Annotated in this window: 13 protein-coding genes; 5 read left to right on the top strand and 8 right to left on the bottom strand. The window is 69.1% G+C overall.

The window, feature by feature from the left end; genetic code table 11:
• Positions 1 to 9 precede the first annotated feature (9 nt).
• Both ASD72_RS19440 and ASD72_RS19435 read right to left on the bottom strand, forming a co-directional pair.
• Entirely contained in the window at positions 10 to 3,306 is a 3,297-nt protein-coding gene (locus ASD72_RS19440; protein ID WP_056881621.1) for an ankyrin repeat domain-containing protein, read from the bottom strand.
• Positions 3,299 to 3,556 carry a YcgL domain-containing protein gene (locus ASD72_RS19435; RefSeq protein WP_056881620.1) on the bottom strand — a complete coding sequence of 86 codons (258 nt, stop codon included), beginning with the start codon at positions 3,554 to 3,556 and terminating at the stop codon, positions 3,299 to 3,301. Before ASD72_RS19435 ends, ASD72_RS19440 begins: the two co-directional genes overlap by 8 nt.
• Positions 3,557 to 3,719: 163 nt before the next feature.
• Between ASD72_RS19435 and ASD72_RS19430 the strand changes: the two genes are divergently transcribed.
• The 3 genes from ASD72_RS19430 to hemF are packed head-to-tail and all read left to right on the top strand — an operon-like array spanning position 3,720 to position 7,599.
• Entirely contained in the window at positions 3,720 to 6,086 is a 2,367-nt protein-coding gene (locus ASD72_RS19430; RefSeq protein WP_081420476.1) for a S9 family peptidase, read from the top strand.
• A gap of 3 nt (positions 6,087 to 6,089) precedes the next feature.
• On the top strand, positions 6,090 to 6,659 hold the full coding sequence (locus ASD72_RS19425; RefSeq protein ID WP_056881619.1) for a hypothetical protein: 570 nt from the start codon (positions 6,090 to 6,092) through the stop codon (positions 6,657 to 6,659).
• Between the two features lie 10 nt (positions 6,660 to 6,669).
• Positions 6,670 to 7,599 (top strand): oxygen-dependent coproporphyrinogen oxidase, encoded by a 930-nt coding sequence (gene hemF, locus ASD72_RS19420; protein WP_056881648.1) that lies wholly within the window; start codon positions 6,670 to 6,672, stop codon positions 7,597 to 7,599.
• Positions 7,600 to 7,614: 15 nt separating this feature from the next.
• Here hemF and ASD72_RS19415 read toward each other — a convergent pair whose 3' ends face one another.
• On the bottom strand, positions 7,615 to 8,127 hold the full coding sequence (locus ASD72_RS19415; protein WP_235578066.1) for a YetF domain-containing protein: 513 nt from the start codon (positions 8,125 to 8,127) through the stop codon (positions 7,615 to 7,617).
• Between the two features lie 364 nt (positions 8,128 to 8,491).
• Positions 8,492 to 11,257: a DNA polymerase I gene (gene polA, locus ASD72_RS19410; RefSeq protein ID WP_056881618.1), complete on the bottom strand. Its 2,766-nt coding sequence runs from the start codon at positions 11,255 to 11,257 to the stop codon at positions 8,492 to 8,494.
• 94 nt (positions 11,258 to 11,351) lie between these two features.
• Here polA and ASD72_RS19405 point away from each other — a divergent pair, with 94 nt between their 5' ends.
• A complete protein-coding gene (locus ASD72_RS19405; RefSeq protein ID WP_056881617.1) occupies positions 11,352 to 11,660 on the top strand; it encodes a DUF2782 domain-containing protein in 309 nt (102 codons plus the stop codon).
• Between the two features lie 10 nt (positions 11,661 to 11,670).
• Here ASD72_RS19405 and ASD72_RS19400 read toward each other — a convergent pair whose 3' ends face one another.
• The 4 genes from ASD72_RS19400 to ASD72_RS19385 form a co-directional block, all read right to left on the bottom strand.
• On the bottom strand, positions 11,671 to 12,117 hold the full coding sequence (locus ASD72_RS19400) for a universal stress protein (protein ID WP_056881616.1): 447 nt from the start codon (positions 12,115 to 12,117) through the stop codon (positions 11,671 to 11,673).
• Between the two features lie 80 nt (positions 12,118 to 12,197).
• Positions 12,198 to 14,390, bottom strand: a complete 2,193-nt coding sequence (gene uvrD / locus ASD72_RS19395) for a DNA helicase II (protein WP_056881615.1) — start codon at positions 14,388 to 14,390, stop codon at positions 12,198 to 12,200.
• 49 nt (positions 14,391 to 14,439) lie between these two features.
• The gene (locus tag ASD72_RS19390) at positions 14,440 to 14,940 is read right to left on the bottom strand and encodes a GNAT family N-acetyltransferase (protein ID WP_235578065.1); all 501 of its coding nucleotides are present in this window, start codon (positions 14,938 to 14,940) and stop codon (positions 14,440 to 14,442) included.
• Positions 14,941 to 14,947: 7 nt separating this feature from the next.
• Positions 14,948 to 15,589, bottom strand: a complete 642-nt coding sequence (locus ASD72_RS19385) for a TIGR00645 family protein (RefSeq protein WP_056881614.1) — start codon at positions 15,587 to 15,589, stop codon at positions 14,948 to 14,950.
• Between the two features lie 111 nt (positions 15,590 to 15,700).
• On the opposite strand from ASD72_RS19385, the gene ASD72_RS19380 reads away from it, so the two are divergent.
• The gene (locus ASD72_RS19380) at positions 15,701 to 16,417 is read left to right on the top strand and encodes a glutathione binding-like protein (RefSeq protein ID WP_056881613.1); all 717 of its coding nucleotides are present in this window, start codon (positions 15,701 to 15,703) and stop codon (positions 16,415 to 16,417) included.
• Positions 16,418 to 16,478: the final 61 nt, after the last annotated feature.

The raw sequence follows: 16,478 nt of genomic DNA, 5'->3' as shown, positions 1-16,478 counted from the left end.
GCCGACGGCTCAGCTGCGATCGCGCAGGAAGCGGGCCATCGAGGCGCCCGCGCCGGGGGTGGCCGGGACGAACTCCGCCGCCACGTCGATGAAGCCCCGCATCACCGCGATCTCGCGCGGGGTGCGGTTCAGCGCGTCGCGCAGTTCCGGATCGGCGCCCGCGCGCAGCAGGCGGCTGACCACGCGCAGCAGGCCATGCAGCGAGGCCAGGTGCAGCGGACCGAACCCGCGCGGATCCTGCACGTCGAGCGACACGCCTTCGTCCAGCAGGCGTTCCAGGCCCGCCAGCACGACTTCCTCATCACAGGCGGTCCCCGGCTCGGCGCGCGCCCCCAGCAGCAGGAGCAGCGGGGTCACCGACCCCGAGGCCATCTGCTCGGATTCCGCGCCGGACAGCAGGAAGGTGTCGAGCAAGGCGACCAGCCGCGGCTTCTCGCGGGCGGTGAAGCCGTAGAGCGTGGCGCAATGCAGCGGCGTGAGGCCCTGCGCATCGCCGGCATGCACGTTGGCACCGGCGGTGATCAGGCGTGCGGCGATCTCGGGCAGGCCCAAGGCTGCTGCCAGCATCAGCACGGTGACGCCGCCGGGCAGGCGGTATTCGATATCCGCGCCCGCCGTCAGCAGGGCGCCGACGATCTCCGCCTGGCGCATGCTGACCGCGGCCGACAACGGCGTCGCACCGGTGTGCGCGGCGCGCTGCGGGTCGGCGCCGCGCGCGATCAGCAGTTCCACCGTGGTGGTGAAGCCGCCGCCGGCCGCGCGCAGCAGGGCGGTGCAGCCTTGCGCGTCGGGCGAATCGACGTCGAAGCCGAGGTCGAGCAGGCGACGCACGGCGTCGCGGTCGCCCGCCATCGCCGCCGATGGAAGATCGGCCGGTCGCAGCGCGCGCCTCGGCAGCGGCCAGATGCGCCAGTCCAGCCAGTCGGCCAGGTCGCGCCGCCCGCAGGCCAGCGCCACGCCCAGCGGGGTCTGCCCGTCGGCGGCACGCGCCTCGGGCGATGCGCCCTTGGCGATCAGTTGCTTGAGTGCAGTCTCGCGGCCGAGCACGGCCGCCAGATGCAGTGCCGTCATGCCATGGCTGTCGCGCGCCTCGCGGTCCACGCCGATGTCCAGCAGGCGATCGAGCACCCGCTGCCAGCCCAGGCGCACCGCGAGCGAGAGCGCCGGATCGCCTTGCGGTGATGCGCCGAACGGGTCGGCGCCGCGCTCCAGCAGGTCCAGGGCGCAGGATTCCAGCGTCCGCGCTGCCTGGTCGTCCGCGGCGCACGCGGCCAGGAAGCGCGCCAGGCCACCGGCGCCGGCCGGCGATATGCCACGCGCCAGCACCGCGCCCAACGCCTGCGCGCCCGCCGCGCCCTGGGAAAGCAGCGCGAACGCCAGGGTGTCGCCTGCCGCGTTGCGCACGTCCGCGTCGGCCCCATGACGGAGCAGCCACGCCAGGCGCGTCGGTCGCTGCAGGTCGGTTTCGTGCAACAACGCGCCAAGTTCTTCGCGCGAACACAGGCGCGCGAGCGCATCGAGGCCTTCGAACTGCCCGCTCGCCAGGCCTTCGCGCAACAGCGCGGACGGTGCGCGGTCCGGCGGCGTCTCGTCTTCTGCGGCCGCCACGGCATTGGGCAGGGCGTAGGCGGGATCGAGCGCCGAGACCAGCGCCCAACGGCCGGCTTCCGCCGCGGCATCGACTGCGCGCCGACCGGCGGCGTCGGTGTCGGCCGGATCGAGGCCCCATTCCATCAGGCGGCGCACCAGCGCGGGCGAGACCTGCTCCGCACCGCAGGCCAGCATCAATGCGTTGCGACGCTCGGCATCCGTGGCCTGGCGATCCGCGCCGGCCTCGGCAAGTTTCTCCAGCACCGCAGTGCGGGCGCCGCGTGCGGCGTCCAGCCACGGCGTGCGCTGCTGGGCGTCGCGCGCATGCACGTCGGCACCGGCGGCAAGCAGCGTGGCAGCCACTTCGGCGTGGCCCGCATAGGCCGCCTCGTGCAGGGCGCTGCGGCGCTGCGCGTCGCGCGCGTCGACCTTGGCCTTGTGCTTGAGCAGCAGTTGCACGCCGGCGGGATCGTCCTCTTCGGTCGCCGCCGCGGCCAGCAGCACCGGCTGCCCGCCCTGCGGATCGGGACGCGCGCCGCGTTCCAGCAGGAACTTCGCCAGCCGCCAGTTGCCCGCCATGCAGGCCACGCCCAAGGGGGTCAGGCCGTCATGGTTCAGTGCATCGAGTTCCGCTGCCGCATCGCGCAGCAACGCGACCACACCCGGATCGGAACTGCGCGCGGCGTGATGCAGCGGCGTGTTGCCTTCCGCATCGGCGATGCGCGGGTCGGCGCCGTTCGCCAGCAGGGTGGTCACCGCGTCCGGCCGGCCGTGCCAGCTGTCGCGGGTGGCGGCCAGCAGCGGGGTGACGCCGGCATGCGCATGGTTCAGGTCCACGCCGTGCGCGATCAGCGTGCGCAGCAGGCGCAGGTCCGGCAGCACCGCCGCCAGCGCGCCGAGGCTGCGCTGGTCGCGCGAACCGTCCGCCGGCAGCGCATGCGCATCGGCGCCGGCTTCGATCAACGACAGCGCGCGATCGACGCGCCCCGCGCGCGCGGCTTCGAACAGAGCCTGGTCCAGATCGACGTCCGCCGCCGCCTCGGGCTCGACGACAGGCGCGTCGAAGGCGTCCCCTTCGCGCTCCGGCATGTCGACCACCGGCAGCACGCCCGCGCCCGCCACCCGCTGCACGCCCAGGTGCAACAGGGGCAACAGCAGGGCGTAGGCGATGGCGAGGCCGGTGCGGGCGCTGTCGGGCACCAGGCCGGGCCAGGCCAGGCAGAGGCCACCGCCGATGGCCGCGGCCAGCGCCGTCGCCACCGCCAGGCCACGCCAAGCGTGGAAATCGTGTTCGAGCAGCCCGCGCCAGTGGGCGGCCAGCGCCCCGCCGTCGCGTTCCAGGCCGTGCCATAGCGGCCACGTGCGCCAGAGGCCCACGATGACGGCGCCGATCACCGCACTGACGCCCAGCGCCGCCGGCAGGCTGCCACTGTCATGCAGCGAGGCCAGCGGCCAGGCCAGCAGCAACGCGCTGCCAGCGAACGCCACCGCCCAGGCCAGCGCCAAGGCCGGCAGGTCCTCGCGCCAGGCACGCGACGGTGCCAGCACCCGGGTGCCCCGCAGCCACGACACGCCCAGCGCCACCACCGGCTGCGCAAGCAACGCACCGATGGCCGCTGGCAGGCCGCCCAGCCATGCGCCTGCGCCGGCCAGCAGCAGGCCGGCCAACAAGGCGATCAGGGCGACGTGGCGGGTCTGCAGCCGGGACTCAGGCATCGGGAAGGACGGTGGGATCGGGCTGCGGCGGGAACTGGATATGGAACCCGCGCGCGGCCAGGTTGGTCCGGACCACGTCGACATCCTCGCGGGCGAGCTTGCGTTCGGGCGTCAGGGCGACCTCGAGCACGAAGGCCAGGTCGCCCAGTTGAGTGCGCAGCGGCTCGGGCAGTCGGGCGAAATCATCGCGCGCCGCCAGGTAGACGAATGTGTCGGCCTTGCGCTGGCTCTTGTAGACGTAGGCTTGCATCCGCGCGTATCGCGCCCTGGCGGTGGACAGGCAGGGATTGTGCGGGAAATGCCGTATGCGCGAAACCCGCATCGCGATCACGCCGGGCATGACGATCGGCGGCGGGAGGCATGCGGACGGACTGGTACTCTTCGCCTCTTCACCTCGCACTAACGGAAGCCCGATGCGCCCTGCCCTGTTCGCCCTGTTGCTGCCGCTCGCGTTCGCGCCGGTCGCGCACGCCCAGACGCCCGTGCCGCTCACGCTGGAACAGGTGATGGCCGAGCCGGACTGGATCGGTCCGCCGGTCGAGCGCGCCTGGTGGGCATGGGATGGCAAACAAGTGCAGTACGAGCTCAAGCGCGATGGCAGCGCGGTGCGCGACACCTTCGAACAGGCCCTCGACGGTGCCGCCGCGCACCGGATCGCCGATGACCAGCGCGCACGCCTCGACGCCATCAACCCGGTCTACGACGCCACCCGCCAGCGCATGCTGCTCACCCGCAACGGCGACCTGTTCGTGCGCGACCTGCGCAATGGCGCGCTCACCCAGCTGACCCGCACCAACGATGCCGAACAGCAGGCGCGCTTCGCCCGCGATGGCGCCGTGATCTGGCGTGCCGGCAACAGCTGGTATCGCTGGACCGCCGGCGCCGGCACGACCACGGTCGCGGAACTCAAGGCGGAACGCGACCCACTGGCCGCGCCCAAGCCGGACGCGCTGCGCGAACAGCAACTGCGCACGATCCGCACGCTGGCCGACGATCGCGCGCAGCGCGAGGCCGCGCAGAAGCAGGCCGAAGCCTGGCGCAGGGCCGACCCGAGCCGTGCGCCCGCGCCGATCTACCTCGGCAATGAGGTCGACATCGACGACAGCTCGCTCTCGCCCGACGGCCGCTGGTTGCTGGTCGTGACGCACAAGAAGGGCGCCGATGCCGGACAGGCCGGCAAGATGCCAAAGTACGTGACCGAATCGGGTTACGAGGAATTCCAGGACGTCCGCACGCGCGTGGGTCGCAACGCACCCGTACCGCACACGCTGTGGCGCGTCGATCTCGCCGACGGCAGCGTCAAGGAAGTGAAGTTCGACACCCTGCCCGGGATCGACCGCGACCCGCTGGCTGCGCTGCGCAAGCAGGCAGGGAAGGAACCGCTGAAGGGGTCCCGCGACGTGCGCGTGGAGAACGACAGCGACGGCAACGCGATCGCGTGGACGAACGATGGCACCCAGGTCGCCGTGCAGGTGCATGCCGTCGACAACAAGGACCGTTGGATCGCCACCGTCGACCTGCCAGGCGCGCGCCTGCTGCCGCGCCACCGGCTGACCGACGAGGCGTGGATCAACTGGGGGTTCAACCAGTTCGGCTGGCTGCCCGACAACCGCACGCTGTGGCTGCTGTCGGAAGAATCCGGCTACTCGCACCTGTACACCGCGACCGGCAACGAGAAGCCGCGCGCGCGCACGTCCGGCAAGTGGGAGGTCTCCGCTGTTGAAGTGACCGCGGACGGCAACGGCTTCCTGTTCCTGTGCAACCGCAGCTGGCCGGGCGACTACGAGGTCTGCAAGCTCGACCTGGCCAGCGACCAGGTGAAGGAAGTCACCGCGCTCGACGGCGTGGAGGACTTCAACGTGTCGCCGGACGGTCGCCAGCTGCTGGTCCGCCATTCGCGCAGCTATACGCCTGCCCAGGTGTCGGTGACCGGCGTGGACGGAGGCGACGCGCGCGTGTTGACCGACACCCGCACTGCGGCGTTCAAGGCGCGCGAATGGATCCAACCGGAGTACGTGCAGGTACCGTCCCGCCACGGTGCGGGCGTGGTGTGGGGCAAGTACTACGGGCCGAAGACGATGGAAGCCGACAAGCGTTACCCCATCGTCATGTTCGTGCACGGCGCCGGCTACCTGCAGAACGTCACCGCGCGCTACCCCAACTACTTCCGCGAGCAGATGTTCCACCAGTTGCTGGTGGACCGCGGCTACATCGTGCTCGACCTGGACTACCGCGCCAGCGAAGGCTACGGCCGCGACTGGCGCACCGCCATCTACCGCAACATGGGCCACCCGGAACTCGAGGACTATCTCGATGGACTGGAATGGCTGGTCTCGCAGAAGCAGGGCGACCGCGACCATGCCGGCATCTACGGCGGCAGCTACGGCGGCTTCATGACCTTCATGGCGTTGTTCCGCGCGCCGGGCGTGTTCAAGGCCGGCGCCGCGCTGCGCCCGGTGGTGGACTGGACCCAGTACAACCACGAGTACACCAGCAACATCCTCAATACGCCGGAGCTGGATCCGCAGGCCTACCGCGCGTCCTCGCCAATCGAGTACGCCGACGGCCTGCAGGACCACCTGCTGATCGCGCACGGCATGATCGACGACAACGTGTTCTTCAAGGATTCGGTGGTGCTGTCGCAGAAGCTGATCGAACTGCGCAAGGACGATTGGGAGTTGGCGGCCTATCCGCTGGAACGGCATGGCTTCACGCGTTCGGATTCCTGGCTGGACGAATACAAGCGCGTGCTGAAGCTGTTCGAGCAGAACCTGAAGTAAGCCATGCGTCCTTCGTCGCCCACCGCGAGCGGCACCGCCTTCGTCACCGTGATGGCGAAGGTCTCGATCGTCGTGGGCGCCGGGGCGACGCTGTATGCGGCGCTGCAGGTCGTGGCCGCGTGGGTGATCCTGCGGGGCGCGGAGGTCGCCCGGTTCCTCGACTTCGTCGCGACGCAGCCGGTGCCGGCGTCGGCGCTGTGGGTGCTGTCGCACCTCACCGCCATCGCCGTCGGCTTCCTGTTGGTGAGCGCAGCCTTCCTGGCCGTCTCCGTGGGCCTGCTACGGCGACGCGCATGGGCGTGGTGGGGCTTCGTCCTGTTCATGGTGCTGGGCGCGCTGGCCAACTTCGCCGGCATCGCCGTGATCGACGGCGTGTTCGCGTGGGTCGACCGGCTGCCGCAGACGCCCGACGCCGCGCCGCTGCTGGCGGAACTGGCCTCGCTGCGCGCGATGTCGCTGACGATGGCGTGGGTGACCGCGATCGTGTTCGGCGTGCTGCATGCGCTGATCGTGTGGCAGCTGTGCCGCCCGGCCGTGCGCGCGGAGTTCGGGTGGACGCAGCCGCCCCGGTAGAATGCGCGGCATGAACGACATCACGCCCGTCCGCGACTACCTCACCGACCTGCAGGACCGTATCTGCGCCGCCATCGAAGCGGCCGACGGCTCCGCCCGTTTCCACGAGGACGCCTGGAGCCGCGCACCGGGCGATGCCTCGCCGATCCGCGGTGGCGGGCGTACCCGCGTCCTGCGCGATGGCGCGGTGTTCGAGCAGGCCGGCATCGGGTTTTCCGATGTCTCCGGCGATCGCCTGCCGCCCTCGGCGTCTGCGCATCGCCCCGAGCTCGCCGGCGCGTCCTGGCGCGCGGTCGGCGTCTCGCTCGTGTTCCATCCGCGCAACCCGCACCTGCCCACCACCCACGCGAACGTGCGCCACTTCCGTGCCGAGCGCGATGGCGAAACGGTGGCGTGGTGGTTCGGCGGCGGCTTCGACCTGACCCCGTTCTATCCCGTCGACGAAGACGTCCATCACTGGCACCGCACCGCGCACGACCTGTGCGCGCCCTTCGGTGGCCAGGCGCGCTACGACGCGCACAAGCGCTGGTGCGACGAGTACTTCTTCCTCAAGCACCGCAATGAAACGCGCGGCGTGGGCGGCCTGTTCTTCGACGACCTGGGCGAGGACTTCGAGCGCGACTTCGGCTACCTGCGCGCCGTCGGCGACGGCTTCCTCGATGCCTACCTGCCCATCGTCGCGCGCCGCAAGGACGCGCCTTACAGCGAGCGCGAGCGGCAGTTCCAGCTCTACCGCCGCGGCCGCTACGTGGAGTTCAACCTGGTCTACGACCGCGGCACGCTGTTCGGCCTGCAGAGCGGCGGACGCGCCGAATCCATCCTGATGAGCCTGCCGCCCCTGGTCCGCTGGGAGTACGGCTACGCGCCCGAGGACGGCAGCGACGAACAGCGCCTGGCCGACTACCTGCGACCGCGCGACTGGCTGGCGGAAGCGGGCTGAATCCGCGGTCGCGAGTTACGTCGCGTCCACATCGGTTCTCGGATCCTGCCGCGTCACCAGCGTGATGTGCCCGTTGTTCTCCAGCACGGCGAGCCGGATGTCGGCCATGTCCAGGCAGCCGGCTTCGCGCATGGCCTTCTCGAAGTCCTCGCGGCTGATCAGCTCGCGGCGCAGCACGTCGCGATAGACCTGGCCGTCGCGCGCCAGCAGCACCGGCGCGCCTTCCACCCAGCGCTCCACCCGCGGCGATCGTGCGGACACCAGGCCGACGAGCCAGTTCAAGGTGATGAGCGTGGCCGCCAGCAGCAGGCCGCCGCCCACGGAGGTGTCCTCGCCGAGCAGCGCGTTCTGCACGGCGTTGCCGAGCAGCACGACCAGCAGCATGTCGAACGGGGTGAACTGGCCCATCGTGCGCTTGCCCGACAAGCGGATCATCCCGAGCAGGATGAAATACACCACGCAGGCGCGGAACACGAAGGCCCACCAGGGCATGGCCAGCTGGAACATCTGTTCGAACGGAGCGCTCATGCATCACCCGGCAGGAGGGAGTGCGCGCACGGTAGCGCACGCCGGGACAAACGACAGGCAATAAAAAGCCCCGCAGACCAGGGGGAGATCGGCGGGGCCAGGGGAGCGGGACCTGGGGAGGGGTCGTCGCTCCGGGGGGAGATCGCTCCAGGGGATGGGAGAGATCAGCGACAGACGTTGCATCTGTCGCGAGCTATATGACCACTCCGCACATGGATGGTTCGTGAAGATTCCGGTTAAAAAACCGTAAGATTCAGGGGGAATTCATTTTATTGAACTGGTCGGTATACAAATATACCTGACAGGGTTTTCCCGAACCTTCCGCAAGCCCATGTTCCGGAAGGGAAAACGTTTTCAGGCCCGGCTAATGGGCCTCTTCCCAGTTGTCGCCGACCCCGCTGTCGACCACCAGCGGAACGCTCAATTGCGCCGCCGCCGCCATTCGGGCCGTCGCCTCCTGCAGCAGGGTCGGCACGAAGTCCGCATCGACCTCGAACACTAGTTCGTCGTGCACCTGCAGGATCATCAGGGCGCGCTCGCGGTAGCCGGCCAGCCACGCGTCCACGCCGATCATCGCGCGCTTGATGATGTCGGCCGCGGTGCCCTGCATGGGCGCGTTGATCGCCGCGCGTTCGGCACCGGCGCGCTGGCCCTGCGTGCCCTTGTTGATGTATTCCAGGTACAGGCGCCGGCCGAACACGGTTTCGACGAACCCGTGCTCGCGGGCCTGCTGACGGGTGCGCTCCATGTAGTCGCGCACGCCCGGGTAACGGCTGAAGTACAGCGCGATGTAGTCCTGCGCCTCGCCGCGCCCGATGCCCAACTGGCGCGCCAGGCCGAAGGCGCTCATGCCGTACATCAGGCCGAAGTTGATCGCTTTCGCCGCGCGCCGCTCGTTGCCGGTCACGTCCTCCAGCTTGCGGCCGAATACTTCCGCCGCGGTCGCCTTGTGGATGTCGGCGCCGGATTCGAACGCGCGCACCAGCCCGGGATCCTGCGACAGGTGGGCCATGATGCGCAGCTCGATCTGCGAATAATCGCAGGCCACCAGCTTGCGGCCCGCCGGCGCGACGAAGGCCTTGCGGATGCGGCGCCCGTCCTCGGTACGGATCGGGATGTTCTGCAGGTTCGGATCGGTGGACGACAGGCGCCCGGTCGCCGCGCCGGCCTGGTGGTAGCTGGTGTGCACACGGCCGGTGTCGGGATTGACCATCTCCGGCAGCTTGTCGGTGTAGGTGCTGCGCAACTTGGCCAGGCCGCGGTACTCCAGGATCACGCGCGGAAGTTCGTGCTGGTCGGCGATGGCTTCGAGCGCTTCCTCGTTCGTGCTGGGCTGGCCGGTCGGCGTCTTCACCAGTACCGGCAGCTTGAGTTCATCGAACAGCAGCGCCTGCAGCTGCTTCGGCGAATCGAGGTTGAAGGTGCGTCCGGCGAGTTCGATCGCTTTCTGCTGCGCAGCCAGCATGCGCTTGGACAGGTCGGTGCTCTGCCGGCGCAGCTCGGCGCCGTCGATCATCACGCCGTTGGCCTCGATGCGCGCCAGCACCGGCACCAGCGGCATCTCGATGTCGCGATACACGCTTTCCAGTCCCGGCTCGGCCGCCAGCTTCGGCGCGATCGCGCGATGCAGGCGCAGGGTGATGTCGGCATCCTCGGCGGCGTAGCGGGTGGCATCGTCGATCGCCACCTGCGAGAACGGGATCTGCTTGGCGCCCTTCCCCGCCACGTCCTCGTACTTGATCGTGTCGTAGCCCAGGAAGCGCTTGGCCAGGCTGTCCATGTCGTGGCGGTTGCTGCCGGCGTTCAGCACGAAGCTTTCCAGCATCGTGTCGTCGGCGTAGCCCTGCACGTCCACGCCATACCGGCGCAGCACATGCAGGTCGTACTTGCCGTGCTGGCCCAGCTTGCGCTTCGCCGGATCCGCGAGCACCGGCGCGAGCGCGTCCAGCACATGAGCGCGTTCGAGCTGCGGGGGAGCGCCCGGATAGTCGTGCCCGACCGGCACGTACACGGCCTTGCCGGTCTCGGTGGCGAAGCTCAGGCCGACCAGACGGGCCTGCATCGGGTCCAGGCTGTCGGTTTCGGTGTCGAACGCGAATTCGTCCGACGCCTGCAATTGCACCACCAGCGCATCCAGTTGCGCGGGTTCGGTCACGGCTGCGTACTCGCCCTCGACGCCCAGCGAAGCATCCACGGGACCTTCGTCGACCGCTGCCGCCGCGACGCGCCCCGTGCCACGGGCCCGGCCCGGCTCTTTCTCCACGACGGAGGCCGCGTCGAGGGCGCCGCCCTCGAGCTCCTTCAGCGCCTGGTTGAAGCCGTAGCGCGCGTAGAGTTCGCGCAGCTCATCGACATGGCGGTCGCGCAGCGGAAGCGTCTCCGGGCCGCCGTCCAGCGCCACGTCGGTCTTGATGGTCACCAGCGTGCGGTTCAACGGCAGGCGCGGCAATGCGGCGCGCAGGTTGTCGCCGATCTTGCCCTTGATGTCGCCGGCCTTGTCGATGATCGCGTCGAGCGTGCCGTACTCGCCCAGCCACTTCGCCGCCGTCTTGGGGCCGCACTTCTCCACGCCCGGCACGTTGTCGACGGTATCGCCCATCAGGGCGAGGAAATCGACGATCTGGTCCGGCCGCACGCCGAACTTCTCCATCACCGATTCGGTGGAGTCCAGGCGGCTGCCGCTCATCGTATTGACCAGTGCCACGCCCGGGCGCACCAATTGGGCGAAGTCCTTGTCGCTGGTGGAGATGGTCACCTCCATCCCCTGCGCCGCACCCTGCAGCGCCAGCGTGCCGATCACGTCGTCGGCCTCCACGCCATCGATGCACAGCAGCGGGAAACCGAGCGCTTGTACGATGCGTCGCATGGGTTCGACCTGCGCGCGCAAGTCTTCCGGCATGGGCGGACGGTTCGCCTTGTAATCGGCGTAGAGCTCGTCGCGGAACGTCGGGCCACTGGCATCCAGCACGAAGGCCACGTAGTCCGGCTTCTCCTTCAGCGTCGCGCGCAGCATGTTGACCACGCCGAACAGCGCACCGGTCGGTTCGCCGTGTGCGTTGGTGAGCGGAGGCAGCGCGTGGAAAGCGCGGAACAGGTAGCTGGAACCGTCGATCAGTACGAGTCGTGTCATGCCCGCATTCTACGCCGCGCCTCCCGGGCCGGCGTCACGCGCGCACCACGCGTTGGGCGCATAATCCGGCCACTACCCCCGCCAGGATGCCCCCATGACCCGCTCGCTGAAACGCGCCCTGCTGCTGTCCTGCGTGCTGGCCATGGCCGGCTGCGCTTCCACCGGTGGCGCCAGTGCACCGACCGGCGTCGATCTCGCCAATGCCCAGGTCGCCGTGCGCACCGAGAAGAACGGCGACACCATCGAGGAATACCGGGTGGCCGGCAATCTGCGCATGGTCAAGGTCACGCCGTCGCGCGGCGCGCCCTATTTCCTGTACGACTCCGATGGCGACGGCCGCCTGGACAAGAGCAAGGACAACAGCGACATCTCGCCGGTGTACTGGAAGCTCTACGGCTGGTGAGGCGCCGCGCTCAGCGGATCACCAGCACCGGTACCCCGCAGCGCGCCAGCACTTCGCTGGTCTGGCTGCCCAGCAACAGGCGCCCCAACGCGCGGCGCCCGTGCGATGCCATCACGATCAGGTCGCAGCCCTGGCGTTCCGCCGCTTCCACGATGGCCTCGGCGGCATAGCGGTCGGCCATGTGCAGCGTGGCGGCGTCCACCCCGACGCCCGCGGCCTGCGCGGACGCCCCGGCCAACACCTTGCGCGCGGCTTCTTCACGGGCCGTCTGGAATTCCGGCATCGAGGTGCCCACGGCACTCCAGCCGAGCGCGTCGTCGAAGCCGGTGTTGATGGGCTCGCTGACCGTCAGCACGGTCGCACGCGCCTGCAGGCGTGCCGCCAGGGTCAGGCCGTGCTCCACGCCCTTGCCGGCCAGCTCGGAGCCATCGGTGGCGATCAGGATATGCCGGTACATGCCGCACCTCATGACGATGGGATGCGGCCATTACACGCCCGGCGGGCTTAGTCCGCCGTGATCTGAATCAATCGGATGCGCTACACCGCCTGCAGGTTCGCGTAGGCCAGCACGAGCCACTTGCTGCCTTCGCTGTCGAAGTTGACCTGCACGCGCGCATGCGCGCCGCTGCCTTCGTAGTCGGTGACCACGCCGTGGCCGAACTTGGCATGGGTGACCGTCTGGCCCAGCTTGAGTCCCGGGGTTTCCAGGCTGGCATGGCCGGCGGCGGGACGCGTCGCGAAGCCCGGCGCGGCGCGGCTCACCTGCACGCGGGGGCGCACTTCATTGACCAGCGACGCGGGAATCTCGCGCAGGAACCGCGACGGGATGCCGTACATGTCCTGTCCGTGCAGGCGTCGTGCCTCGGCGAACGTCAGCACGAGCTTCTGGCGGGCGCGGGTGATGCCGACGTACGCCAGGCGCCGCTCTTCTTCCAGCCGGCCGCTCTCGTCGAGCGAGCGGTTGCTGGGAAACAGGCCCTCTTCCAGCCCGACCAGGAACACCAGCGGGAATTCCAGGCCCTTGGCCGAGTGCAGCGTCATCAGCTGCACGCCATCTTCGCCCGCTTCCACCTGGCCTTCGCCGGCTTCCAGCGCGGCATAGGACAGGAAGGCGACCAGCTCGCTCATGCCCTCGGTCGTTTCGTCATCGTCGATGCGGCGTACGAAGCGCGACGCCACCGAGACGAGTTCGTCCAGGTTCTCGGTGCGGGATTCGGAATCGAGTCCGCCACGGCTTTCCTTCGCCCAATGCTCGCGCAGGCCGGAGCGGACCAGCACGTGGTCCACGCGCTCGGCGAGGTCCATCTCGGCGGTCTCGCCCGCCAGTTGCTCGACCAGCGACAGGAACGCGGCCAGCGCGTTGCGCGCGCGCCCGGCCAGCTCCGTGCCCTGCGCGGCCAGCATCGCCGCGCCCCACAGCGACACGCGCGCGCCACGCGCCAGCCGACGGACTTCATCCAGCGTGCGCTCGCCGATGCCGCGCGTCGGCGTGTTGACTGCGCGCTCGAACGCCGCGTCATCGGCACGGTTGGCGACGAGGCGCAGATAGGCCAGCGCATCCTTGATTTCGGCACGCTCGAAGAAGCGCATGCCGCCATAGACGCGGTACGGGAGCTGCTCGGACAGCAGCGCCTCTTCGAAGGCTCGCGATTGCGCGTTGCTGCGGTACAGGATGGCCGCATCGCCCAGGCTGCCGCCCTCGCGCACCCATTGCCGGATGCGCTCGACGACGAAGCGCGCTTCGTCCATCTCGTTGTAGGCGGCGTACAGATCGATCGGTTCGCCATCGCCGGTATCGGTCCACAGCTGCTTGCCGATGCGGCCCGGGTTGTGTGCGATCACCGCGTTCGCCGCGCCCAGGATGTTGGCGCTGGAGCGGTAGTTCTGTTCCAGCCGGATCGTCTGCGCGCTGGGATAGTCGCGCAGGAACTGCTGCATGTTCTCGACTTTCGCACCGCGCCAGCCGTAGATGCTCTGGTCGTCGTCGCCGACCACGAAGACCTGGCCCGTGTCGCCCGCGAGCACGCGCACGAACGCGTACTGGATGGCGTTGGTGTCCTGGAACTCGTCCACCAGGATCTGGCGGAACCGTGCGCGGTAATGCGCCAGGAGCGCTGGCGTATCGCGCAGCACTTCATGGGCGCGCAGCAGCAGTTCGGCGAAGTCCACCAGGCCGGCGCGGTCGCAGCGCTCCTGGTAACCCGCGTAGACCTGCCGGCGCACGTCCAGCCAGTCGTCGTTGGGTGCGGGCTGGATGTGCTCCGGACGTCGGCCTTCGTCCTTCTGCTCGTTGATCCACCAGGCGAGCTGCTTGGGCGGGTACTTGGCCTCGTCCAGCTCCATCCCCTGCACCACGCGCTTGACCAGTCGCTGCTGGTCGTCGCTGTCCAGCACCTGGAAGGTTTCCGGCAGCTTCGCTTCCTGCCAGTGCAGGCGCAGCAGACGGTGCGCCAGGCCGTGGAAGGTGCCGATCCACATGCCGCGGCTGCCGGTGCGCAGCTGCATGTCCGCACGCGCGCGCATTTCGCCGGCGGCCTTGTTGGTGAAGGTCACCGCGAGGATGCCGTGCGCGGGCACGCCGTGCACTTCGTTCAGCCAGGCGATGCGGTGCGTCAGCACGCGGGTCTTGCCGGAGCCGGCGCCGGCGAGGACGAGGTAATGGCCCGGCGGGGCGGAGACGGCCTCGCGCTGGGCCGGATTCAGGTGGTCGAGCAGGTGGGAGACATCCATCCGACCATTTTACGGCCTGCGGCGCCCAGACCCTGGGACGGCGCGCGGTTCAGGCCAGCTCGGTCACCTGCATCGAGACCTGCTTGCGCCCCGCGTCGAGCCACTGGCTGCCCGCTTCGACGAAGCCGTGGCGGGCATGGAACAGGCGCGAGGGCTCGTTCGGTGGCACCACGTTGAACTCGCAGGCGATACGCGGAATGCCCTGTGCGCGGGCGAAGGCGAACAGGTCGGCGTACAGCGTCGAGCCCAACCGCAGGCCCTGCACCGACGCGTCCACGACGATGCGGTCCACGTACAGGAAATCCGGGTAGCGCGCAGCGAACCACGCGAAATTGTCGTTGCGGTAGTCCGCACCGGCGCGCATCGCCATCAGGAAGGCGACAACGCGGCCCTCCACTTCGGCGACGCGATGGTAGGCGGACAACGACGCGAGCACGCGCGTCCTGTCCGCATCCATCGGGCTGGTGTGACGGACTTCCGCCGCGTTCAGCGCGACGATGGCCGCAGTATCGGCCTCGGTCGCATCGCGGAGGATGGCGGTGCCGGCCACGCTGGGCTCAGTGCGTGGCGTGCTTGGCGGGTGCGCCGTTGCTCATGATCCTGTCGGTGTAGGCGATGCCGATCGCGGACAGGATGAAGGCGCCGTGGATGATCGTCTGCCACATCACCGCCGTGGTCGTCACCGCCGTGCACTTCGCGGCCGCCACCGTGTAGCCGGCCTGCAACGCCGTGGCGACGGTATTGAGCGCCGCCAGGTGATCGGGCGAGCCGCACAGCGGCAGGCCGAGTTCGCCGGCGCCGATGAAGGTCTTCAACAGGTGGACCGACGAGATGCCGATGATCGCCATCGCCAGCTTCACCTTCAGCACCGAGGCGTTCACGTGGCTCAGCCACTCCGGCTGGTCCGGGTGCCCTTCCAGGCGCAGGCGCGACACGAAGGTCTCATAGCCACCGACGATCACCATGACCAGCAGGTTGGAGATCATCACCACGTCGATCAGACCCAGCACCAGCAGCATGATGCCCTGCTCGGTGAGACTGTTCGCGTCCATCACCAGGTGCTTGAGCTCCTTGAGGAACAGGAACACGTAGACGCCTTGCGCGATGATCAGGCCCAGGTACAGCGGCAGCTGCAGCCAGCGCGAAGCGAAGATCAGGTTGGGCAGGAAACCGAGACGGGCATTGGTGGGCTGCGACATGGGCGATGGGGAACAGTGTTTTCCAAGGATGGCGCAGGGTAGCGGCCGGATTTGACGCTGCCAAGTCCACCACCGCCGCTAGACTGCGGCTCTCCCCCGCGAGGAACCGACATGATCGATCTGTACTACTGGCCCACGCCCAACGGCCACAAGATCACCCTGATGCTGGAAGAACTGGCGGAGGCCGGCGCGAAGCTGGACTACCGCATCGTGCCGGTGGACATCGGCAAGGGCGACCAGTTCAAGCCGGAGTACCTCGCGTTTTCGCCCAACAACAAGATGCCGGCGATCATCGACCACGCGCCCGCCGACGGCGGTGAACCGATCAGCGTGTTCGAGTCCGGCGCCATCCTGCTGTACCTGGCCAACAAGGCCGGGCGCTTCTTCGGCGCCGATACGCGCCAGAAAGTGGCGGTGAACCAGTGGCTGATGTGGCAGATGGGCGGCCTGGGGCCGATGACCGGACAGTACGGCCACTTCACCGTGTACGCGCCGGAGAAGATCCCGTATGCCATCGACCGCTACACGCGCGAGGTGCAGCGTCTGCTCGGCGTGCTGGACAAGCAGTTGGAACGGAGCGCCTTCATCGCCGGGGCGGACTACAGCATCGCCGACATGGCCACGCATCCCTGGATCAACGCCTACGACAAGGCCCCGCTGGACCTGACGCCTTATCCCGCCTTGCAGCGCTGGCACGCGGAGATCGCCGCGCGTCCTGCCGTGCAGCGCGCGTATGCGCTGAAATCGCAGGTCAATCCGAACGCCGGCCAGCCGCTCAGCGACGAAGAGCGCAAGCACCTGTTCGGACAGGGCGCACCGAAGGCCTGAAAACCGGCGGCGGCGTTCGCGTCATAATCCGGGACTGACCGGCCCTGCCGCCCGAGAAGTC

Source organism: Pseudoxanthomonas sp. Root630 (assembly GCF_001427585.1).
GTDB lineage: Bacteria > Pseudomonadota > Gammaproteobacteria > Xanthomonadales > Xanthomonadaceae > Pseudoxanthomonas_A.
Note: the sequence above shows the minus strand (reverse complement) of the source record. Positions and strands in the feature narration are given on the sequence as shown.